General features: G+C 68.5%; 23 protein-coding genes and 1 pseudogene. 12 read left to right on the forward strand and 12 right to left on the reverse strand.

Translation table 11 applies throughout. From position 1 onward, the window contains the following. Positions 1-85: 85 nt before the first annotated feature. From ACQPYS_RS25815 to ACQPYS_RS25830, 4 genes and pseudogenes are all read left to right on the forward strand, one after another. Positions 86-424, forward strand: a pseudogene (locus tag ACQPYS_RS25815) (DUF742 domain-containing protein); the annotation flags it as partial. Between the two features lie 58 nt (positions 425-482). Beyond that, positions 483-1,040, forward strand: a complete 558-nt coding sequence (locus ACQPYS_RS25820; RefSeq protein ID WP_245664614.1) for a GTP-binding protein — start codon at positions 483-485, stop codon at positions 1,038-1,040. Continuing rightward, entirely contained in the window at positions 1,033-1,944 is a 912-nt protein-coding gene (locus ACQPYS_RS25825) for an MHYT domain-containing protein (protein WP_433491062.1), read from the forward strand. Before ACQPYS_RS25820 ends, ACQPYS_RS25825 begins: the two co-directional genes overlap by 8 nt. A gap of 5 nt (positions 1,945-1,949) precedes the next feature. Next, positions 1,950-2,327 (forward strand): hypothetical protein, encoded by a 378-nt coding sequence (locus ACQPYS_RS25830; protein ID WP_157107270.1) that lies wholly within the window; start codon positions 1,950-1,952, stop codon positions 2,325-2,327. Positions 2,328-2,563: 236 nt separating this feature from the next. On the opposite strand, the gene rpmF is transcribed toward ACQPYS_RS25830, so the two are convergent. From rpmF to mrf, 3 genes are read right to left on the reverse strand one after another with little or no spacing between them, the layout of a single operon-like run. Beyond that, entirely contained in the window at positions 2,564-2,737 is a 174-nt protein-coding gene (gene rpmF, locus ACQPYS_RS25835; RefSeq protein ID WP_063036990.1) for a 50S ribosomal protein L32, read from the reverse strand. 1 nt (position 2,738) lies between these two features. Next, on the reverse strand, positions 2,739-3,008 hold the full coding sequence (locus ACQPYS_RS25840) for a type B 50S ribosomal protein L31 (protein ID WP_063036988.1): 270 nt from the start codon (positions 3,006-3,008) through the stop codon (positions 2,739-2,741). Then, complete coding sequence (gene mrf / locus ACQPYS_RS25845; protein ID WP_433491063.1) at positions 3,008-4,357, reverse strand: ribosome hibernation factor-recruiting GTPase MRF; 1,350 nt, start codon at positions 4,355-4,357, stop codon at positions 3,008-3,010. Before mrf ends, ACQPYS_RS25840 begins: the two co-directional genes overlap by 1 nt. Before the next feature lie 108 nt (positions 4,358-4,465). Between mrf and rpmB the strand changes: the two genes are divergently transcribed. The 6 genes from rpmB (at position 4,466) to ACQPYS_RS25875 (ending at position 6,495) form a co-directional block, all read left to right on the forward strand. After that, positions 4,466-4,702 (forward strand): 50S ribosomal protein L28, encoded by a 237-nt coding sequence (rpmB, locus tag ACQPYS_RS25850; RefSeq protein ID WP_030522351.1) that lies wholly within the window; start codon positions 4,466-4,468, stop codon positions 4,700-4,702. A gap of 8 nt (positions 4,703-4,710) precedes the next feature. Further along, positions 4,711-4,881 (forward strand): 50S ribosomal protein L33, encoded by a 171-nt coding sequence (gene rpmG / locus ACQPYS_RS25855; RefSeq protein ID WP_030522352.1) that lies wholly within the window; start codon positions 4,711-4,713, stop codon positions 4,879-4,881. Then, complete coding sequence (rpsN, locus tag ACQPYS_RS25860) at positions 4,881-5,186, forward strand: 30S ribosomal protein S14 (protein WP_063036986.1); 306 nt, start codon at positions 4,881-4,883, stop codon at positions 5,184-5,186. Before rpmG ends, rpsN begins: the two co-directional genes overlap by 1 nt. Positions 5,187-5,216: 30 nt before the next feature. After that, the gene (rpsR, locus tag ACQPYS_RS25865) at positions 5,217-5,471 is read left to right on the forward strand and encodes a 30S ribosomal protein S18 (RefSeq protein WP_030522354.1); all 255 of its coding nucleotides are present in this window, start codon (positions 5,217-5,219) and stop codon (positions 5,469-5,471) included. Between the two features lie 113 nt (positions 5,472-5,584). Further along, complete coding sequence (locus tag ACQPYS_RS25870) at positions 5,585-6,049, forward strand: hypothetical protein (protein WP_433491064.1); 465 nt, start codon at positions 5,585-5,587, stop codon at positions 6,047-6,049. A gap of 167 nt (positions 6,050-6,216) precedes the next feature. Further along, the gene (locus ACQPYS_RS25875; RefSeq protein WP_433491065.1) at positions 6,217-6,495 is read left to right on the forward strand and encodes a hypothetical protein; all 279 of its coding nucleotides are present in this window, start codon (positions 6,217-6,219) and stop codon (positions 6,493-6,495) included. 475 nt (positions 6,496-6,970) lie between these two features. Here the strand turns inward: ACQPYS_RS25875 and purH are convergent, their stop codons facing one another. From purH to sucC, 6 genes are all read right to left on the reverse strand, one after another. Further along, positions 6,971-8,533, reverse strand: a complete 1,563-nt coding sequence (gene purH / locus ACQPYS_RS25880) for a bifunctional phosphoribosylaminoimidazolecarboxamide formyltransferase/IMP cyclohydrolase (protein WP_433491066.1) — start codon at positions 8,531-8,533, stop codon at positions 6,971-6,973. Further along, on the reverse strand, positions 8,530-9,177 hold the full coding sequence (purN, locus tag ACQPYS_RS25885) for a phosphoribosylglycinamide formyltransferase (protein WP_433493133.1): 648 nt from the start codon (positions 9,175-9,177) through the stop codon (positions 8,530-8,532). The genes purH and purN overlap by 4 nt, the downstream gene beginning before the upstream one ends. A gap of 140 nt (positions 9,178-9,317) precedes the next feature. Next, a complete protein-coding gene (locus ACQPYS_RS25890; protein ID WP_433491067.1) occupies positions 9,318-10,895 on the reverse strand; it encodes a cell division protein PerM in 1,578 nt (525 codons plus the stop codon). Positions 10,896-10,962: 67 nt separating this feature from the next. Next, on the reverse strand, positions 10,963-11,892 hold the full coding sequence (locus ACQPYS_RS25895) for a DUF5336 domain-containing protein (RefSeq protein WP_063036974.1): 930 nt from the start codon (positions 11,890-11,892) through the stop codon (positions 10,963-10,965). Positions 11,893-12,113: 221 nt separating this feature from the next. Continuing rightward, positions 12,114-13,028 carry a succinate--CoA ligase subunit alpha gene (sucD, locus tag ACQPYS_RS25900; protein WP_063036972.1) on the reverse strand — a complete coding sequence of 305 codons (915 nt, stop codon included), beginning with the start codon at positions 13,026-13,028 and terminating at the stop codon, positions 12,114-12,116. 42 nt (positions 13,029-13,070) lie between these two features. Continuing rightward, positions 13,071-14,234 (reverse strand): ADP-forming succinate--CoA ligase subunit beta, encoded by a 1,164-nt coding sequence (sucC, locus tag ACQPYS_RS25905; protein WP_063036970.1) that lies wholly within the window; start codon positions 14,232-14,234, stop codon positions 13,071-13,073. Between the two features lie 608 nt (positions 14,235-14,842). Between sucC and ACQPYS_RS25910 the strand changes: the two genes are divergently transcribed. Beyond that, positions 14,843-16,120 carry a M23 family metallopeptidase gene (locus tag ACQPYS_RS25910; protein WP_431940060.1) on the forward strand — a complete coding sequence of 426 codons (1,278 nt, stop codon included), beginning with the start codon at positions 14,843-14,845 and terminating at the stop codon, positions 16,118-16,120. Positions 16,121-16,178: 58 nt separating this feature from the next. On the opposite strand, the gene ACQPYS_RS25915 is transcribed toward ACQPYS_RS25910, so the two are convergent. Next, complete coding sequence (locus tag ACQPYS_RS25915; RefSeq protein ID WP_433491068.1) at positions 16,179-16,604, reverse strand: hypothetical protein; 426 nt, start codon at positions 16,602-16,604, stop codon at positions 16,179-16,181. A 38-nt stretch (positions 16,605-16,642) separates the two neighbouring features. Beyond that, complete coding sequence (gene pcrA / locus ACQPYS_RS25920; protein WP_433491069.1) at positions 16,643-19,342, reverse strand: DNA helicase PcrA; 2,700 nt, start codon at positions 19,340-19,342, stop codon at positions 16,643-16,645. Positions 19,343-19,676: 334 nt separating this feature from the next. Between pcrA and ACQPYS_RS25925 the strand changes: the two genes are divergently transcribed. Then, positions 19,677-19,988, forward strand: coding sequence for a chorismate mutase (locus ACQPYS_RS25925; RefSeq protein ID WP_063036966.1), 312 nt, complete (start codon positions 19,677-19,679; stop codon positions 19,986-19,988). A 92-nt stretch (positions 19,989-20,080) separates the two neighbouring features. Here ACQPYS_RS25925 and ACQPYS_RS25930 read toward each other — a convergent pair whose 3' ends face one another. After that, positions 20,081-21,535 carry an NAD-dependent succinate-semialdehyde dehydrogenase gene (locus tag ACQPYS_RS25930; protein WP_431940057.1) on the reverse strand — a complete coding sequence of 485 codons (1,455 nt, stop codon included), beginning with the start codon at positions 21,533-21,535 and terminating at the stop codon, positions 20,081-20,083. Positions 21,536-21,899: the final 364 nt, after the last annotated feature.

The raw sequence follows: 21,899 nt of genomic DNA on the forward strand, positions 1-21,899 counted from the left end.
ACAGAACTTCGGACCCGGTTCCTCGCAGTACAACACCGGTGCCTATCGATTCAACGCCCCGGCGCAGCCGAACAGCCCGCGCCGGCCCGGACGTGTCCGTCCGTACGCACTCACCGCCGGCCGAACCCAGCCCGCAGTCGATCTACCGATGGAGGCGGTTATCGAAACCATCTCCTATCATGCACAATTCGATTGGCCGTCCGGTGACATCCGAGCCGAGATCCTCCGGCTCGGAACCCACCAGCTGTCGGTTGCCGAAATCGCCGCGCATCTCGATCGCCCGCTCGGTATGGTCCGCGTCGTCATCGGTGATCTCGTCGTGGACGGCAACCTGCGAGTGCATTCGACTTTGACCGAGCAGGCGAGTTACGACGAACGCCGGTCGCTGATGGAGAGGACATTGCGTGGACTCCGAGCCCTTTAGCAAGAGCCAGGGTGGTGGTGCGGCGGAGGCCGAGACTCGGGTCGTCGCGTCGACCAAGATCGTCGTCGCCGGTGGATTCGGTGCGGGCAAAACAACTTTCGTGGGCGCGGTCTCGGAGATCGTGCCGCTGCGGACCGAGGCTATGGTCACCAGCTTCTCCGACGGCGTCGACGACCTAAACGACACCCCGGACAAGCGGACCACCACGGTCGCAATGGATTTCGGCCGGATCATCCTGCCGGGAAACCTGACGCTATACCTGTTCGGCACACCCGGACAGCAACGGTTCTGGTTCATGTGGGACGACCTCGTCCGCGGCGCCATCGGCGCGGTGGTGCTGGTGGACGCGCGCCGGTTGGAGGACAGTTTCGCCGCCGTCGACTTCTTCGAGGCCCGTAATCTGCCCTTCCTGATCGCGGTCAACCGGTTCCCGAACTCGCCGCGGTTCGCGATGGCCGAACTACGCGAGGCGCTGTCGGTGCGCGAGGGCGTACCGATCGTGGATATCGATGCCCGCGACGCGAAGGAGGTGCGGCAGGCGCTGGCCGCCGTCACCGAGTACGCGATCAACCGTTTGAAGGCTCAGGAATACGAGGGAGTCGCCCGGCATGGTTGAGGTGCTGGCCGCGGGCACGGTCGAGACCGCCGATCTGTTCACCATGGGCTACTGGCTGACCCTGCTCACTTTCGGGGTGTCGGCGGTCGGGATGTTCGTGGGCCTGGCCTGCGCGGTGAACGGCCGCCGCTCGGTCCGGTTCCGCCCGGTATGGGTGGCCGCCGCCGCGGTCTCCATCGGCGGTATCGGGGTCTGGCTGGCCAGCACCGTCTCACTGCTGGGAATCTCCATTCCGGGCCGCGTTCTGCGTTACGACATCTCGGATCTGACCCTGTCCCTGGTGTTCGCCGTCGCCGCGGTCTTCCTCGGCCTGCTGCTGGCCGGTCGTGAGTTCGAGCTCAAACGCATGGTGAACGCCGCGGCCGGACTCGGTCTCGGATTCGGGATCATGCTGTGGCTACAGATCACCTCGATCGATATCCAGGGTTCGGTCTCGGTGAACATCGGCTTCTTCGTCGTCGCGATCGTCGTGGTGGTGACCGCTTCCTCGCTGTGTGTGTTCCTCTTCCAGCGGTTCCGCTTCCCGGCGGCCCGGGTCGGGTCGATCGCGATATTCGGCGCGGGCGTGGCGGCCGTCTACTTCACCGGTGTCGCCTCGCTGGAATTCCGGTTCGACCCCGATGCCGAGCCCGCGCAGGGCATGGAGCTGTTCGGTTACGCCTTCCCGATGTTCGTTCTCGGTCTCCTGGCCCTGGCCGTTCCGATCACCGCGGTGCTGGTCGCCCCGGAGCGCCCCGACGACACTCCCCGCGGCCCGAAGCCCGGCGCGGGCGAGACCGGCGGCCCGGCGGGTGGTGCCGGCGGTGCGGCCCCCACGGACGAGCAGAGTCGGCCCGCCGCGCGCCCCAATGCCGCGGCGGCGCTCGCGCAGCGTGCTCAGCCGCTGCCGGAACCGGCGCGCTGATGCGGATGGAACCCGATACCGTGCTGTCCGATCAGGAGAAGCTGCTGCGGGAGCTGTGGGCGCAGGTGCGCGGCCTGCGCTCCGAGGTCTCCGAACTGCGGGTCGAGATCAGTGAAATGGAAGCCACGGTCGCCGATCTCGCGGCCCGGGCAGAGCGCCAGGAGCGAGTGGAGTTGCCGTGGCCGGTATCGCTGCTGCTGCTCCCGGCAGCCCTCGCTCTGGCGCTTCTGCGACAGGTGGGCGATATCGCGCAGGCGCTTGCGGCGGAAAGTGACTCACGACAGCGGGCGGAGCTGCCCGCGGAGACCGGGGCGAAAGCCCTCGAAAGTGGCGATGAGCGGGTCTCCCATTTCTGGGAGACCCGCCCTCACGCACGAGGATAACCGGTAGGGACCGCTGAAGCAGCAGTCCGCCGAGTTTTTCCGCAACTCACCGCATATCCGTCCGAAATAGCGGTGCGCCACCCACCTTCGGTCCGCAACCGGCCGGCAGGCGATCAGGCGAGGTGGGAGCCATGATTATGCTTGCGGGAGGTTTGCCACCGGCGCAAAATCGACCTTGGCTTCCGCTCGGAAGAGCCTGTCGCCACGATCTTTTCGCATCTAGGGGGCCTGACAACTCACCGGCGTTTCAGGTCCAGCAGGCCGCGGCGGACCGCCTCGACCAGACGCCGCGGCACCCGATGCACCACACCATCCACCGTGACCGGAACCAGATCCGGCGGGGTGGCCTTCCAATTCGACCGGCGGCTCCGGGTATTGGACCGCGACATCCTCCGCTTCGGTACCGCCATCTCAGTGCTCCTTCCGGGTCCGCCCGGCACGCCGGCCGTATCGGCGTTCGAATTTCTCCACCCGGCCCTGGGTGTCGAGCACGCGGTGCGCGCCGGTCCAGAAGGGGTGTGAATCCGCGGTGACGTCCACCGTCAGCAGCGGATAGGTATTACCGTCGGTCCAGGTGACGGTCCGGTCGCCGGTGGCCGTGGAACGGGTCAGGAACCGGGCCCCGGTACTCGCGTCCTCGAAGACGACGGGATGGTAATCGGGATGGATATCGGCTTTCATCACTTCTCCTTCCGGGCGCGCTCGCCCGTGTCGCCGCCCCGGCCCTCGCCGGTAGCGGCCGGATACGGTTCGTCCGGATCGCAGGGGTCGGTATGCCATTCGCCGAACGGATCCGGCCAGCGGGCCACCTGATGTGGTGCCCGTTCGACCAGCCGCAGTTCGGCATCGTCGACCAGCGCCCGGTCCAGTACCTGCCGGATCTCGTCCGGATCGGCCGCGTGGACCAGGACGACCAGCGAATTGTCACGGTCGCCGAACCTGTCGTCCCAGCGCAGCCGGGCCATGGCCAGCCGCTCCGGCTCGACCTCGGCGCGTTCGGCTTCGGTCATCGCCGCCAGCCAGCGGCCGGCCCCGCCGATCCGCAGCCCCCCGCCGGCCGATTCCAGCCACACCACCTCGTCCGGCTGGGTCGCCAGCCAAACCCGGCCGCGCGCGGTGACCACACCCTCGAACAGCACGTCCAGCGCCCCGTGCAGCCGCTCGGGGTGGAAGGGGCGCCCGGCGGCGAACTCCACCAGCTCCACCCCGCATTCCGCGCCCAGCGGGGGCTGCCCGCGCAACAGCGGGGTATGCGCGTCGAAAACCCGTCCGCGCCGGGACCGCGCCGGAATCCGGGCCAGCAGTTCCTCGACCGCTCCGGTGGTCACCGCGGCGTCCGGGCCCGCCCACAGCGCCGGGGCGAGCGGCACCAATCGGGACAGCACCGCCCCGAGCCGGGCCCGTTCCAGCGGGTCCACGGCGTCGCCGCCGGTGATCACCAGGGCGTCCGCGAAATCGACCTGCCCGACTGCCAGTTGAGCGAGGGTGCGCTCGTCGTCGGCCCATGCCCAGCCGAGTTCGTCCAGTGCTTCGTCCCCGGTCGCCGCAGCGAGCCAGGTGCGCGCGTCGAGACCGGTGAGCACGGCGGCTATCCGGACATCCCGCGCGGCGGGACCGTCCACCCGGCCGACGACACCGGCCACCACCACCTCGCCGATCCCCTGGCACACCGACTCCGCTTCGATGGCCGGATCCAGGGCGAGCACGATGCGCTGCACCGAATCCCGGGCCGCGAGAGTACAGAGCAGCGGCAGCAGATCCGCCTTCAGGGTGCAGGAGACGCAGCCATGCGCGAGTTCGTGCGCCGAGACGGTGGCGGTGCCGCCCTGGGATACGGTGCGGCGCACGATTCCCTCCCCGAGTTCGGCGAGATCGTGGCGCACCACCACGGTGCCCGCGGCGGCGCCGAGTGCGTCCGCGACGAGGTCGACGGAACCGGCCGGATCACCGTGCAGGCCGGCGACGACCACGACCGGTGTGCGGCGGTCTCCGGGATCGATGACGTCTGGGAGTTGTGCGGAATGGGACACCACTACCCTTTCGGTAATGATTTTCAATTACGACCGGGCACACGCTACAGTCTGGACCCATCGTTGTCGAAAACGATTGTCATCATCGTTCACGTCGGAGGGAGTCCCATGTCGGCGCACTGTCAGGTCACCGGTCGCAAACCCGGATTCGGCAAGGCCGTCTCGCATTCGCACAAACGCACCAGCCGGCGCTGGGATCCCAATATCCAGCGCAAGACCTACTACCTGCCCAGCGAGGGCCGCCGGATCACCCTCGATGTGTCGGCCAAGGGCATCAAGACCATCGACCGCGACGGGATCGAAGCGGTGGTGGCCCGTCTCCGCGCCCGCGGAACGCGGATCTGAGCGCACCGATGGCATCGAAATCGACCGATATTCGTCCGGTGATCAAACTCCGCTCCACCGCGGGCACCGGATACACCTACGTCACCCGTAAGAACCGCCGGAACGACCCCGACCGCATGGTCCTGCGGAAATACGACCCCGTGGTCCGCCGGCACGTCGACTTCCGGGAGGAGCGCTGATGGCCAAGAAGTCCAAGATCGCCCGTGACCGGCAGCGCCGCGCCGTCGTGGCCCGCTACGCCGAACGGCGGGCCGAGCTCAAAGAACTGATCCGTAAACCCTCCACACCCGAAGACGAGCGCCTGACCGCCCTGGCAGCCCTGCGCCGACTGCCCCGCGACGCCAGTCCGGTACGATTGCGCAATCGGGACACCGCCGACGGGCGACCGCGCGGTTATCTCCGGAAGTTCGGCCTTTCGCGTGTGCGTGTGCGCGAGATGGCGCATCGGGGAGAGTTGCCCGGTGTGCACAAATCGAGCTGGTAACCCACCGATCGTGAGTTAGGAACCGGTCATATGGCAGTCAAACGAGGCCCGTCGAAGAAGGTCCGCGCCGAACAGGCTCGCCGGCCCAAGAAGAACCCGCTGATCGCCGCAGGTATCGAGACGGTCGACTACAAGGATGTGAATCTGCTGCGCACCTTCATCTCCGATCGGGGCAAGATCCGCAGCCGCCGGGTCACCGGGCTGACCCCGCAGCAGCAACGCCAGGTCGCCGTCGCGGTGAAGAACGCGCGCGAAATGGCCCTGCTCCCCTTCACCAGCCGCTGACGCGACCCGAATCCCTCCCGGACGCCCGGCCCCGCACCACGCGGCGCCGGGCGTTCGGCTGTCGCCTCCACGGCCGGGCAGCGCGGATGCCGGTGCCCACTACAGTGGTGGGCATGATCACACTGCGGGGATGTACGGCAATCCTGGCTCTCGGCGTCGTCCTCGCGGTCTCGGCCTGCGGTGGCGACGGCGCCGCCTATCCGGAGCCCGGCCCCTCCCCGACCTCCGTACCCGCCCCGGCGAGTACGCCCGCCACGCCCACCGAGGATCCCGCGGCCGACCCCGGGCGCCTCTTCACCGCGGACCCCTCGATTGTCGGCGCCCATCCCGTCCCCTTCACCTCGTGGACGAAGATGGCCGAGGACCGGATCGCGATCCATTTCGAGACCGGCGTGCCCGAATGCTACGGCGTGGACGTCACCACCACCGCGGACGACCGCGCGGTCACCATCGAACTCCGCAGCGGCAGCCGCGCCGACGCCGTCGACAAGATGTGCGTGATGATGGCCGTTTTCGGCACGCTGGAGATCCAGCTGGACGCCCCGCTGGGCGACCGGCAAGTGCTCAGCGCTGTTTGACGGGGCCACGAATCCGTCGTCCCGAAGAGGCCTGCAGCGCAACATATTCCGTGCCCCCAAAAACATGGGCAGAGGAACTCGCGGCTCAACTGCAGCCGGAATGTGCCATAGCGTGCTTCTCGCACGGCCACCGGTCGTGCCCAGAACCACAGGAGAGGAACACGGATATGCAGAAAACTCTCATCGGTGGTATCGCCGCGCTGGCGATCGCAGCCGGCTCGGTCGCCGGTGCCGGCACCGCGGCCGCGGCCGGACTACCGCTCGAAGCCGCCGCACCCGCCGCACCGCGCATGGTGCAGGGTGACTCCAGTGGGTCCGGCGTTGGTCACCAACCCAGCGGCTCGTCGCTGGGCGGCCCGATCTCCACTGGTTCGGCACAGGTGCTCGGCACCCTCATCACCGGCCTCGCAGCCCTCCTCGGCGGCAACCTCACCCCTCCCTTGTGATCTCCTTGGGGGATACGCCCCCTAACGGTCTCCGGCTCGGGCCGGGTACAACCACATGGTTGTACCCCCGCCGACCGCTCACGACAACGATCGACCGAAAAGGAATAGTGGATATACGGAGTGCATTGATCTCGGGCGCGATTGCCATCGCGGCTGCCGCGATCGTCAATGTATCGGCCGGCACCGGAACGGCCATCGCCGGGACCGGCCCTGCCACTCGAACCCGCCGCCCCTGTTGGGGTATCCGTCCCGGATATGGCACACAAGGAAGTCGCCGGAGTGCCCACCGGTTCGGCGCTCACCGAGCTCGCAACCCTGTCGGCTTGCGTCCCGGGTACCACGAATTGCTGAATACGCTCCGCTGACCGGTTTCGGGCGGACGCTCGATCGACAAGCCATCGACCCGGCGTGGCAGCCTGTGGCCCTTCGATCGCTATGGATCGGAGGGCCACAGGCGTTGCCGCGTCGGCCCAGCTCAGTGGGCGAAGTGACGGGACCCGGTGAAGTACATGGTCACCCCGGCCGCCCGCGCCGCGTCGATGGTGTCCTGGTCGCGCACCGAACCGCCCGGCTGGACGATCGCCCGGATACCGGCTTCCAGCAATAGTTGCGGCCCGTCGGGGAACGGGAAGAACGCGTCCGAGGCCGCCACCGAACCCGCGGCGCGATCACCGGCCCGCTGGACGGCGAGCCGTACCGAATCGACCCGGTTGACCTGCCCCATACCGACACCTACCGACGCACCGTCGTGGGCCAGCAGGATGGCGTTGGATTTCACGGCTCGACAGGCGCGCCAGGCGAATTCGAGATCGGCGAGCGTCGCCGCGTCCGCGGCCTCGCCGGCCGCGAGGGTCCAGTTCGCCGGATCGTCGCCGTCGGCGTCGATCACATCGCGCTCCTGGAGCAGCAACCCGCCACTCACCGGCCGGTGTTCGGCACCCGTGGGTGCCGGCGCTTCGGCGATCAGGATGCGGATGTTCTTCTTGCGCTGTAACACCTCGATGGCACCGTCGGCGTAGGAGGGCGCCACGATCACCTCGGTGAAGATCTCGGCCACCTGCTGGGCCATCGCCACCGAAACCTCACGGTTGGTCGCGATGACGCCGCCGTAGGCGCTCACCGGATCGCAGGCGTGCGCTTTGCGATGCGCCTCGGCGATATCCGCGCCGGTCGCGATACCGCAGGGGTTGGCGTGTTTGATGATCGCCACCGCGGGCGCCTCGTGGTCGTAGGCGGCACGGCGGGCGGCATCGGCGTCGGTGTAGTTGTTGTACGACATCTCCTTGCCGTGCAACTGCCGCGCCCGTGCCAGGCCGAGCCCGCCGTCACCGTCGGTGTACAGCGCGGCCCGCTGATGCGGGTTCTCGCCGTAGCGCAGCACGGCCGCACGGTCCCATACGGCGCCGATCCAGGACGGGAACCCGTCTTCCCCGGCCGGGCTATCGACCAGCGTCGACGCCATCCAGTTCGCCACGGCGACGTCATAGCTCGCGGTGTGCTGGAAAGCCTTGGCGGCCAGCGCGATCCGCTCCGACAGCGTGAACCCGCCGTCGGCGACGGCCTTGCGGACCTCCTCATAGTCGCCGGTGTTCACCACCACGGCGACCGACGGATGGTTCTTGGCCGCGGCGCGCACCATCGACGGTCCGCCGATATCGATCTGTTCGACACATTCGTCCGGGCCGGCTCCGCTCGCGACGGTCTCGCTGAACGGGTAGAGGTTCACCACCACCAGCTGGAAGGCCTCGATACCCAGTCCGGAGAGCTGTTCGAGGTGTTCGGCCTTGCGGGTATCGGCCAGAATGCCCGCGTGTACCCGCGGATGCAGGGTCTTGACCCGGCCGTCCAGGGTTTCCGGGAACCCGGTCAGCTCCTCGACCGCGGTCACCGGGACGCCGGCGCCCGCGATCCGTGCCGCGGTCGACCCGGTGGACACCAGCTCCACCCCGGCCGCGTGCAGCGCGGTCGCCAGCTCCACGAGCCCGGTCTTGTCGTAGACGCTCACCAGCGCCCGGCGGATCGGCGTGCGTTCACTCACCGGAGAACTCGCTCATCAGGGATAACTGCCTTTCGTCCATCGGAGACAATTCCGCGGGTCGCGACGGCGGCGACAACCTCCACCAGCAACCGTCGCTCCACAACTTTGATGCGCTCGTGCAATTCGGCCTCGTCGTCGGCCGGATCGACCCGGACGGGCTCCTGGGCCAGGATCGGGCCGGTGTCCACGCCGGCATCCACCAAGTGCACGGTGGTCCCGGTGATCCGGACCCCGTAGGCCAGTGCGTCCCGCACCCCGTGCGCACCGGGGAAAGCGGGCAGCAGGGCCGGATGGGTGTTGATGATCCGGCCGCCGAAACGATCCAGGAACACCGGGCCCAGCAGCTTCATGAAACCCGCGCAGACCACCAGGTCGGGCGAGTATCCGGCCACCGCCTCGGTGAGCGCCACATCCCAGGCCCCGCGATCGGCGTGATCGCCGACCGCTACCCGGAAGGTGGGCACGCCAGCCGCCGCCGCGTGTTCGACGGCGGCGCACTCCCGGTCGACGCCCACCGCGTGGATCCGTGCCGGATAACCGGGATCGGCCGCGGCGTCGAGCAACGCGCGCAACAGTGACCCGGTCCCCGAGGCGAGTACGACCAGGCCGGCCGGGGTGGAATCGGTGGGTTCCGGGGCGGTCAGGGCTCTACTCCTGGAGTTCGAAGGAACGGCGGGCGGGGTCCACCCGCCGGCGGGAACGAACCCGCGGCACGGATAGAGCCTAGTAGACGCGGTCCGGCCCGCCTGCGGCGGCAGTGAGCCGCGGCCCGGACCGGACGTGGTCAGCTCCGGCGACCGTCTCCGTCGTCCCCGTCGAGCGCATCCGGTTCGACCACTTCCGCATCCACGATCTCGGGTGCCGCCTCCGCGGCGGCGACGGCCTCAGCGGTGGATCCGCGCGGCTGGTCCTCGACCACCTCGGCCTCGACCTCCAGCGGCTGCTCGGGCCCCGGCGACTCGGCGGGCGGCCGATCGAGCAGACCCGCATAGCGGGCTCTCGGATCGGTGGCGGAATCGGCCGGCAGCTCCGGGAGCCGCCGCTCGGGCAGCGCGCGGTCCGCCGGGCCTCGGGCGCTCTCCTGCTCGTCGGGGTAATAGTCCTCGTCGTAGTCGATATCGTCCGGGTCGAACAGCGCGTCGGGATGGCGCATCAGCGGTGTGGGGAAGGAGACGACGAAGGTGCGCGCGAACAGCAGACCGGCGTAGCCGGGAATCGCCAGCCAGGCGAACACCGCCAGAGCGAACACCGGAAGCTCGAGGCCGAGGCGCCCGAAATTCCCCAGCTCTCCCCCGGACAGCGCGGCCAGCGCGGTGAGCGCCGCGCTCCCGAGCCCGGCCGCGGCGAGCAGCGCCCAGGGCGCGCCGGGACGGTCGTAGCTCACCCGGGCCGATTCCACACCCCCGTACACACCCACGGCCGCCGGTACGAGCAGCAGCACGGCCCACCACAGCACGGCCGGGCCCGCCGGTACGGCGGCGAGCACCGGTACCGCGGGAATCGGTCCACCGACCACGGTGAACACTCCGACCGACGCAGCACCGAACTCGACTCCCGGGCCCACCAGCACCCCGACCGCGGCCACCGCGGCGTTCGGCAGATACAGCAGCGAGAGCAGGGTGAGCCCGAGCACGTCCACGATCCCCTCCGCGGCCCCGTAGGTCTCACCGACCCGCGACCAGTGCGGCAGCAGGCCCAGCACCAGCAGTACCGCCGCGGCGGCCAGCAGGCGCGATACGGCGCGGGCCGCCACGTACGCAGCGGCGATCACGTCATAGGGCAGACCCTCGAAAAGGCGTTCCCGGCAACGGAACGCGATACCGCACAGTACGGCGGTCAGATGCAGGAGCAGCACCCAGCCGAACGCGGTCAGCGGGTTGGGACGTTGTAGGGCAATGGATCCCGACGCGTCCTCGGTGACCGCCAGGCATACCGCGGTGATCAGCAGCGGACCACCCATGGCGGCACCGCACAACCAGCCGAGTTCGGCCCGGGTGGGTTCGGTATCGGTTGCGGCGACGGCTTCCCGGGCCGCGGCCCACAGCAGCAGCGCGGTCGGTAGCACCGGTAGCAGGCCCACCGTCGTACTGCCGATGAGCAGCGGTACCTGGTGCACGGCGAGCCAGCCGGCTGCCACCGCGCCGCTGAGACCGGTGAGATCGCTGCCCGCGGTGAAGAGGGTCACCAGCATGGTGACCACGACGACCGCCAGGGCGAAGGCTGCGGGCCGGAAAGCTACGAAAAGAAGCACCCGCGCGTGATCGGGCGGTAGCGAGAGAAAACCCGGCTCGTCGCCGGAACGCGTCGAACTCCTGCGTGCCCCCCGGAGCGGGTGGTTCGACGAGGTACGCGGGGAACTCATGGATTTCAGAGTGGCAGCCGCCCCGGCGCGGACGCTTCAGGCGCGCCGCGCCGGGTGCTGCCGGTACTCACTTCTGGTCGTCGGACTGCCGGAACGCGCGGGTGGCGTCGGCGGCCGGATCGGCGGGCTGTTCACCACCGAACGGCTGAGCCTGCTGGCCCGGCTGCTGCGGCTGCTGCGGCTGCTGCCCGTAGGTCGGCTGCTGCTGACCGTAGGGCGAAGGCTGCTGCTGGCCACCGGCGTACGGCGACTGCTGCGGCTGCTGGCCATACCCCTGCTGCTGTTGTTGCTGCTGAGGGTAGCCCGGCTGCTGCCCGTAGGCCGCCTGCTGCTGACCGTAGCCCGGCTGCGGCTGCTGACCGCTGCTGTACTGCTGGCCGTAGCCCGGCTGCTGGCCGTAACCCTGCTGCTGGGCCTGGTACTGCTGCTGGCCGTAACCCTGCTGACCGCCGGGGAATCCGGTCTGCGCCGCCGGACGGGCGGCCGGCGGGGTGAGGATTCCGGCGTCGAACAGCACGACCGCCACCGCGAGACCGGTCTGCACCAGCGCCAGCACCAGGATCAGGTAGAGCCCGATCTCGGCCTTCGCGCCATCGGGCAGGCTGAACAGCTGGAACAGGATGGTGACGAAGGTGCCGCCGGCCACCGCGGCCGCCGCGCCGACCCAGTCCTGCTTGGGCAGCAGCGACAGGCCCGCGAGTATCGCGGCGATCAGCAGCAGTCCACCGATCGTGGCTTCCTGGTATTCGAACAGGTTCAGGCTGGTATCGGCCGAGGACGGCAGATCCATATCGGTATCGGCGCCCACATAGGACAGGAAGCCGAGTAGGAAGGCGAGCACGCCCACCGCGGCCACCCCGATGGTGAGGAAGAACGGCAGTCCTTTCCCGCCGGCCCCAGCGGCACTCCCACCACCGGCCGCCTGCTGGCCTGGATTGGGCGGAACAGAGGGCGGAACGGGTGCGTTGTACCCGGAGCCCCCGGTCGGGTATGACATGTCGTCATCTCCTAGGTCGAGTAATACGTACTTGACGGCTGAATTCTCTTTGACGCTACTGCACGCGCGCGCACAGGTCATCACCGAAGGATTCGGCCATGGACGGCTCGACCACGCCACCGATACCGTCCACGCACCGTATTCCCGCTTGGTACGCGGCAAACCACGGAGGCCGTCCGCGCGATGCGGACGGCCTCCCGGAGTTCGGTGCTGCTACCGGATCAGGCGGAAACGGCCGCCTTCTCCAGGATCTCGCGCGCCAGCGCGGCGGTCTCGGACGGCGTCTTGCCGACCTTCACCCCGGCGGCCTCCAGCGCGTCCTTCTTGGCCTGCGCGGTACCCGAGGAGCCGGAGACGATGGCGCCCGCGTGGCCCATGGTCTTGCCCTCGGGGGCGGTGAAACCGGCCACATAGCCGACGACCGGCTTGGTGACATTGGCCTGGATGTAGGCCGCGGCCCGCTCCTCGGCGTCGCCGCCGATCTCACCGATCATCACGATCAGCTTCGTCTCCGGGTCCTTCTCGAACGCCTCGATGGCGTCGATGTGGGTGGTGCCGATGACCGGGTCGCCGCCGATACCGATGGAGGTCGAGAAACCGAAGTCGCGCAGCTCGTACATCATCTGGTAGGTCAGGGTGCCGGACTTGGACACCAGGCCGATCGGGCCCTTACCGGTGATGTTGGCCGGGGTGATACCGACCAGCGATTCGCCCGGGGTGATGATGCCGGGGCAGTTGGGGCCGATGATCCGGGTCTTGGCGCCCTTCTCCACGTTGTAGGCCCACGCGTAGGCGGTGTCCTGCACCGGGATGCCCTCGGTGATCACCACGAGCAGCGGGATCTCCGCGTCGATGGCCTCGATGATGGCGTCCTTGGAGAACTTCGGCGGAACGAACGCGATGGAGACGTCCGCGCCGGTCTTCTCCATGGCATCGGCCACGGTGGCGAAAACGGGCAGTTCGACGGCGTTGCCGTCGGCGTCGGTGTGCGAGACGGTGGTGCCCGCCTTACGCGCGTTCACACCGCCGACGACCTGGGTACCGGCCTTGAGCATCAGCGCGGTGTGCTTGGTGCCCTCGCCGCCGGTGATGCCCTGGACGATGACCTTCGAATCCTTGTTGAGGAAAATAGACATAGTTCTGTGTGTCCTTTACTGGGCGTGCCCTGGTAGGTCGACTCAGCGGGCCGCGAGTTCGGCGGCCTTGTCGGCGCCTTCGTCCATGGTCTGTGCCAGCGTCACCAGCGGATGCGCGGCCTCGGCGAGGATCTTGCGACCCTCTTCCACCCGGTTCCCGTCCAGGCGGACCACCAGCGGCTTATTCGCTTCGTCGCCCAGGATCTCGAGGGCCTTGACGATGCCATTGGCGACCGCGTCGCACGCGGTGATACCACCGAAGACGTTCACGAAAACGCTCTTCACCTGGGCATCGTTCAGAATGACGTCGAGCCCGTTGGCCATGACCTCGGCGGACGCGCCGCCACCGATATCGAGGAAGTTGGCCGGCTTGACACCGCTGTGCTTCTCGCCCGCGTAGGCGACGACGTCCAGGGTGGACATAACCAGACCGGCACCGTTGCCGATGATGCCGACCGCACCGTCGAGTTTGACGTAGTTGAGGTCGTTCTCCTTGGCCTTCAGCTCCAGCGGATCGGTCGCGTCCTTGTCCGCGAACTCCGCGTGGTCCGCGTGCCGGAACTCGGCGTTCTCGTCCAGAGTGACTTTGCCGTCGAGCGCCAGGATCTCGTTGTCCGGGGTACGCACCAGCGGGTTGACCTCGACCAGGGTGGCGTCCTCGTTGACGAAGACCTCCCACAGCTTCTGGATGGTCACCGCGGCGGCGTCCAGCACGTCGGCGGGCAGGTGACCCTGTTCGGCGATCGAGCGGGCGAACGCGAGATCGACACCCTTGACCGCGTCGACCGGGATCTTGGCCAGCCGGTCGGGCTTGGTGGCGGCGACCTCTTCGATCTCCATACCGCCCTCGACCGAGCACATGGCCAGGTAGGTGCGGTTGGTGCGGTCGAGCAGGAAGGAGATGTAGTACTCCTCGGCGATGTCCTTCGCCTCGGCGACCAGGATCTTCTTGGTGATGTGCCCCTTGATGTCCAGGCCGAGGATGTTCTGCCCGTGGGTGAACGCATCGTCCGGGGTGGCCGCGTACTTCACGCCACCGGCTTTGCCGCGGCCGCCGACCTTCACCTGGGACTTGATCATCACCGGTTTGCCGATTTCCGCGGCGATGGCGCGGGCGTCCTCGGCAGTGTCGGTCACGCGACCTTCCGACGAAGGCACCCCGTGCTTTACGAAGAGCTCCTTCGCCTGATATTCGAAGAGATCCATGTACTCACCGTCTCGTCTGCGTTGCTATGACAACGTCTTTGTTGGCGGCCCGACGTCGGTAGCGGGTCGTTCGGACTCTAACCACTCACAGGCACGCCCGATCGGGCACGTTCATCCTAAGTGGCGCAGGTCACGAGCCTTCCGGCGGGGAGGGCAAAGCCGCAGGCCAAGGCTACCGGCGAGTAGCTTTCCGGTGGGCCGCAGGCGGTGCGCGGCGACCGCCCGTGCGACGAGGGCGATCGCGGCCGCACCACCACAGGACAGAGCGTCCGACCGTGAGCCACGCCCACAAAGGAAACGTGATCAATATCACAGTAACGTTTGAAGGGGTCCTACCGCTTGCCGCGTCGCAATCGTTTCGTTACCGTCGAAGCCGGTCGATGTCACAGGCCGATCACAAACGTTGCACAGCGTGGATGCTTGCGCACCCGGTTGTACCGCGAGTAGAGATCTCCGTGATGTTGCTCCCTGAGCAGGTTTAGAGAGGACGGCAGCTTGACGCAGCACCCCGCTCCGCAGTCGCAGAGCCGTTCGGCAGCAGCCTTTCCGGCAGTGCATCCCTTCACCGCCGCCCGGAAGCCCGGTGCCAGTCGGATGCGAACCAGCCGATGAACCACCGCGGCACCCTCGACGCCCATCCCGACGGTCGCGCCCGGCGCCGGCACGAGAACGCGCAGCCGGCCGAAGCGACCCAGTCGTTCAACGCATTCGGCGTACCCGGTGACAGCCGGTCCCGCAGGCGCCCGCTCAATACCGCTGCCGCCTCGGCCGCCGCCGATGCCCACCGCACCGCCGCCGACGACTTCTGGACGACCAACCAGGGTTGGGCCGATTCCCGGGCCGACAGCTGGTCCGGTGGCGAGCAGCAGGCACAGGACAACTGGCAGCAGGGCGGGTGGCAGCAGAACGACAAGCCCGTCTGGCACAGCGATCCGAACTGGAACACCCACCAGAGCTGGACCGAGGCACAGTCGTGGTCCGACGCGCCCGCGCAATCCTGGCCCGAACCCGCGCCCTACGCGCCCGGTGGCCGAGCGGCTTCCGATCACTACGCCGCACCCACCACGATCGCCGAGGCGCTGGAGAACGCGCCGGTCGCCGACGAAACGCCCGAAGAAACACGCCGGTCCCGCTCCCGGGGCGCACATCGGGTAGCTGCCCCGCCGTCCGCGCTCAAGGGCCGCGCCGCGGTCGTCGCGGTGGCCGCGGGCGCGGTGGTGGCCGCCGGACAGTGCGCCACCGCCGAACCCACCGATCAGAAACACGCCCAGCAGGCCACCGATTACGAGGCCGCCGGGTCGGTCCACGAGATCGCCGCCCAGTCGATGGCGACCGAGGATCCGGCCGCCGCCGTATCCAGTACCGCGTCGCCACAGATGCTCGGCGGGAACCTTCCGGTCGACACCAGCCGCTTCGGCGAGATGCTGGCCAATGGCGCCCAATTCGCGGAGGATCTGGCCCAGGCCGAAGAAGCCAAATTCCGCCCACTGTTCGCGAAATTCGCCAATGGCGCGTACACATCCGGATTCGGCGCCCGCTGGGGTGTCCAGCATCTCGGAATCGACGTGGCCGCGCCGATCGGCACCCCCATCTACGCGGTGGCCGACGGTGAGGTCATCGATGCCGGGCCGGCCTCGGGTTTCGGTATGTGGGTGCGGCTGCTGCACGCCGATGGCACCATCACCGTCTACGGACACGTAGATACCACCACCGTCGGAGTGGGCGAATACGTGTTCGCCGGCGACCAGATCGCTACCGTGGGCAACCGTGGTTTCTCCACGGGCCCGCACTGCCACTTCGAAGTGTGGCTCAACGGCAGCGACAAGATCGATCCGGTGCCGTGGTTGGCCACCCGGGGGATCAGCCTCACCGGCAACGGCGACTGACCGATCCCGCCGACCGCCGGGTGCCACGATCCTCGGAGCACCCGGCCGCGGTCGTTTTTCACGGTGCGGCGGTGACCGCCAGCCCGATCAGCGCAATCACCTTGGCGATCTCCAGCCCGATGTACCAGTAGTGCGCCGTCGAACGCGGCAACTCCTCCCCCGCGAGCACCCGGTCCGAGCGACGTGACAGCGGCGGACGCACCGCGGCCAGCTGTACCACCAGGATCACCACCGCAATCGCGAGCCACACCCGCACCGCCCCGGCGGGCGCCAGCACGACGGCCGCCACCAGCAGTACCGCCGCCAGCACGGCCTCCACGGTGTTCAGGGCCCGGAACACCAACCGTCCGATCGCCAGCCCGAGTTCGGTGGTGACCCCGGGCGCACGGAATTTCAGCGGCGCCTCCAGGAACGAGATGGCCAGCACCATGCCGAGCCAGAGCATTGGCACGAACCACATCAGGTGCTGCAGGACAGACTCCATGATCGGAACCTCCCGCGCGTCCGAGCCCCGCGGGGGCGCTACAGCTTGGTCAAGGTCTGGCTGAACTTGGGAATGAGCCGGATGGTGCCGCTGGTCCCGAAATCGATCGTCACACTGGCCATATCGCCGACCCCGTCCGCGGCGACCACTCGGCCGAGACCGTACTTGTCGTCGCTGACCCGGTCGCCGACCGCCAGCACCAGGCCGACATTGTTGCGGGATACGCCGGGCCGCGCCGGGCGGGTCTCCCGGATACCGGGCCGCGGCTCCCGCGACTGCGGCCGGCCACCGGTCCAGTCCTCATCGCTCGACTCGGCACCACGGCGACGGCCGTACTGTGCCGGAGCCGACGGCCGTTTGGGTTCCAGCCGCTTCCAATCGATCAGATGGTCCGGGACCTCCTGCAAGAACCGGGACTCCGGGTTGAACACCGGCTGCCCCCACGCCGAGCGGACCACCGCGCGGGTGAGATACAGGCGGCGCCGGGCCCGGGTGATCCCCACATAGGCCAGCCGGCGTTCCTCGGCCAGTTCGGCAGGGTCGCCGAGGGCCCGCAGATGCGGGAACTGGCCGTCCTCCCAGCCGGTCACGAAGACCACCGGGAACTCCAGGCCCTTGGCGGTGTGCAGGGTCATCATGGTGACCATGCCCGAACCCTCCTCGGGGATCTGGTCGGCATCGGCCACCAGTGATACCCGTTCCAGGAAGGCGGCCAGCGAACCGGGTTCGGGTTCGCCCTCACCGGTTTCCGGTACCAGGCCCTCGGCGCGGGCGGCCTCGAGCGCGTTCCGCGCCTCGGAGCTGAACTCTCGGGCGACGCTGACGAGTTCGTTCAGGTTGTCCAACCGGGCACCGTCCTGCGGATCGTCGGAGGCCTCCAGTTCCGCCCGGTAACCGGTGCGATCCAATACCGCCTCGACCACCGCGCCCACATCGGGGAAATCGACCTCGTCCATCTCACCGGCGGCCCGGATCTGCTCGAGCAGCGCGACGAATCCGGCGATGGCATTGCGTGCCCGGGTGTTCAGCAGCGCGACCTCACCGGCGGCGGCATCGCGCAGCGCTTCGGCGAAGCCGATACCGCGCTGTTCGGCGTGCACGGCCACACAGGCCTCGGCCCGATCCCCGATACCGCGCCGCGGGGTGTTGAGAATCCGGCGCAGGCTCACCGCATCCTCCGGGTTCTCCAGGACGCGCAGGTAGGCGACGATATCGCGGACCTCTTTGCGCTCGTAGAACCGGACCCCGCCGACCACCTTGTAGGGCAGGCCCATCCGGATGAAGATCTCCTCCAGGGCCCGGGAGTTGTTGTTGGTGCGGTAGAACACCGCGATATCGGAGTAGGCGGCCTCACCGTCGTCCACCAGCCGGTCGATCTCCCGCGCGACGAAGGCCGCCTCGTCGTGTTCGTTGTCGGCGACGTAACCGGTGATGAGTTCGCCCTCACCGGCATCGGTCCACAGCCGCTTGTCGCGGCGGTTGCTGTTGCGAGCGATCACCGAGTTGGCCGCGGACAGGATGTTCTGCGTGGACCGATAGTTCTGTTCCAGCAGAATGGTCTCGGCGTCGGGGAAATCGCGCTCGAATTCCTCGATATTGCGGATGGTGGCGCCGCGGAAGGCGTAGATGGACTGATCCGCGTCCCCGACCACGCAGAGTTCGCTGGGCGGCACCGTACGCGCGTCCGGTTCCGGGGCCTCGCTGCCGGATGCGGCGGCCGCCGCGCCGGCGTCGGTATCGGCGGCTTCGCCGGCCGGGCCGGACCCCGCGGTGTGATGCCCGACCAGTTCCCGCACCAGCACGTACTGGGCGTGGTTGGTGTCCTGGTATTCGTCCACCAGGACGTGCCGGAAGCGGCGGCGGTAGTACTCGGCGACCTCGGGATGCCGTTGCAGCAGGGCGACCGTCTCGCCGATGAGGTCGTCGAAATCCAGCGCGTTGGCCGTGCGCAACCGCCGCTGGTATTCGGTATAGACCCGGGCGACCACGCGCGGCAGCTCGGCATCCTCGAATTCCGCGTCGCTACTCGCCTGTTCCGGGCCGACGAGTTCGTTCTTCAGGTTCGAGATGGCGGTCGCGAGCAGCCGCGGGGTGTACTTCTTGGCGTCCAGTTCCAGATCCCGGCCGATCATGGTGAGCAGCCGCCGGGAATCATCGGCGTCGTAGATGGAGAAGTTCGAGTTCAGCCCGGCCAGCAGGGCCGACTGGGTGCGCAGGATCCGCACACAACTCGAGTGGAAGGTCGACACCCACATGCTCGCGGCGCGCGGGCCCACCAGGCCGATGACCCGCTCGCGCATCTCGGCGGCGGCCTTGTTGGTGAAGGTGATGGCCAGGATCTGCCCGGGGGTTGCCCCGCGCGCGGCCAGCAGGTAGGCGATGCGGCGGGTCAGCACCGCGGTCTTGCCCGAACCCGCGCCGGCCACGATCAGCAGCGGCGAGCCGGTATGCAGTACAGCAGCGCGCTGCTGCGGGTTGAGGCCCTCCAGCAGCTGCTCGGCCTCCTCGGCCCGGCGCTGCGCGGTATCGGTGCGCTGCTGCGCCTGCTCGGCCTGCACCCGCTGCCGGAGCGCGGCCAGGCCGCCGGGCGCCGCCGCACGCCGGTCGGCACCGGATAGCTCCAGGCCGGGCAGGGCCGCGGCCTCCGGCGCCGGGCCGGGCTCCGGCGAGCCGGCGGCGGAGGTGGTGGCACGGGAATTGTGCGAATCCGAACGAAGTGCTGCCGCGGTGGTGTCCATCGTCTGTTCACGCTACCGCCGCGACCCGACACGATCGAACACTCGGCCGAATTCGTCGCCGACGGGACCACCCGGTGGGTCGGTGTCCCCACCAGTGAGCGTTTTGCATACATCGGTTGCCGTGGCAAACTGGCAATATGGTTTGCCCTTCAGCGAAACATCCGCGCCGGTTGTGTGGACAGCTGGGCCGCAGACCGGGCACCTGAGGCTCGAACGGGACGGGGGAACGGCACTACCAGACCCGCCGGGTCTTTTTCACGCGGTGGAAGAGCTCTGGATCGGTAATACGACGCGCCTCGGCGCCGATCCAGGTTCTGACACGAGGAGATGAGAAATGAGCACACCCGCTACGGCGACCGGGTCGGGTTCGACTACCGACACGGACTCGGAGCTCCCTCGGACCGAAGCCGAGATCGAGAAGCTCCGTAAGGAGATCGACCGGCTCGATGCGGAGATCCTTGCGGCCATCAAGCGCCGATCAGAGGTCTCGCGGATCATCGGCCAGACCCGGATGGCTTCCGGGGGCACCCGCCTGGTGCACAGCCGGGAGATGAAAGTGCTCGAGCGCTTCAGCGAACTCGGTCAGGAAGGTCACACCCTGGCGATGCTGCTGCTGCGTCTCGGACGCGGACGTCTGGGCCGCTAGGCCCCACAGAAACCGACGCGGCGGCCCACAGACCGCCGCAACCTCACGAACCGCCCCGGGTGACCACGCCCCAGGGCGGTTCGTACTGTCTGTCACGTCATGGCGATGTACTTGGTCGACAGGTATTCCTCGATCCCCTCGGTACCGCCTTCCCGGCCGAAACCGGACGCCTTGACGCCGCCGAACGGGGCCGCCGGGTCCGAGATCACCCCGCGGTTCACCCCCACCATTCCGCTCTCCAGCCCCTCGGCCACCCGCAGCGCCCGGTCGAGATCCCGGGTGTAGATGTAGCTCACCAGCCCGAACTCGGTGTTGTTGGCGGCGGCCAGCCCCTCTTCCTCGGTGTCGAAGGCGACGATCGGCGCCACCGGGCCGAAAACCTCCTCGCGGAGGATCCGCGCCCCCGCGGGGATATCGGTGAGCACGGTCGCCGGATAGAACCAGCCCGGACCGCTCGGAGCTTTCCCTCCGACGCGGACCGACGCGCCCGCACCGACCGCGTCGTCGACCAGTTCGGCGACGGTGTTCAATTGATCCTCGCTGACCAGGGGGCCGAGGGTGGTGTCCGGATCGGTACCCGGGCCCAGCCGGACCTGTGCGTTGACCGCCGCCACGAACTTATCGGTGAACTCCTCGACCACCGCGCGCTGCACGTGGAACCGGTTGGCCGCGGTGCACGCCTCACCGCCGTTGCGCAGTTTGGCCAGCAGGGCCCCTTCGACGGCCGCATCGATATCGGCGTCGTCGAACACCACGAACGGCGCGTTCCCGCCGAGTTCCATCGACGTGCGCAGCAGGCCGGACGCGGATTTCTCGACGAGGGTGCGACCGACCTCGGTGGATCCGGTGAAAGTGAGCTTGCGCAACCGGGGATCGTCGAGCAGCGGCTGGGTCACCGCGCCGGATCGGCGGGAGGTGATCACCGACAGCACGCCGTCGGGCAGACCGGCCTCGGAGCACAACTTCGCCAGCAGCAGCATGGTGAGCGGGGTCGCCGAGGCCGGTTTCACGATCATGGTGCAGCCCGCCGCCAGCGCGGGGCCGATCTTGCGGGTACCCATCGCGAGCGGGAAGTTCCACGGCGTGATCGCCAGACAGGGACCGACCGGCTGCTTGTGCACCAGGATGCGGCCGGTGCCCGAGGGTGCGTGCAGATAGCGGCCGTGGATACGCGCGGCCTCCTCGCCGAACCAGCGGAAGAACTCGGCCCCGTAGCGGACCTCGTTACGGCTCTCCGGCAGAGCCTTGCCCATCTCCAGGGTCATCAGCAGGGCGAATTCCTCGGCGCGCGCGGTGATGCGTTCGAAGACCGCCCGCAGGATCTCCCCGCGCTCGCGGGCCGGGGTCGCGGCCCAGTCCGCCTGAACCGCGACCGCGGCGTCCAGGGCCCGCACGGCGTCCTCCGGAGTCCCGTCCGCCACCTCGGCCAGCACCTCGCCGTTCGCCGGGTTGTGCACCGCGAAGGTGCCCCCGCCGGTGGCGTCGACGGGTCCGCCGATCCACAGTTGCTTCGGGACGGATGCGAGTACTTCGGTTTCCGATGCCATACCGGCCAGCCTATGCGCGGAACCAGCAGAAAACAGTGTCTATTGCTCCGCCTCCGGCGGGGCGGGTCGGGGCCCGGTAACCCCGATTCTTCCTGCTCCGCTCAGTCGCTGCGCTCTTTCGCTCCGTCGGTCCAGAACCCGGGGCGGGTCCCGACCATTGAGGTAGACCATCCGGAACAGGCGGAAGGTGCGTGCCGGCCTCGACCGGCCTGGGGAGGCGCACGACTCGATAAGTGCTCACTGGTCACCGGCCTCTGGACTGTCGACTGCACACGCTCAACCGCTTCGCTCCTTCGCTCTGTCGCTCCGGAGCCAGGGGCGGGCCCCGACCACGAACGCAGACCCCATCCAGATCGGACGAAAG

Source organism: Nocardia grenadensis (assembly GCF_050942415.1).
GTDB lineage: Bacteria > Actinomycetota > Actinomycetes > Mycobacteriales > Mycobacteriaceae > Nocardia > Nocardia grenadensis.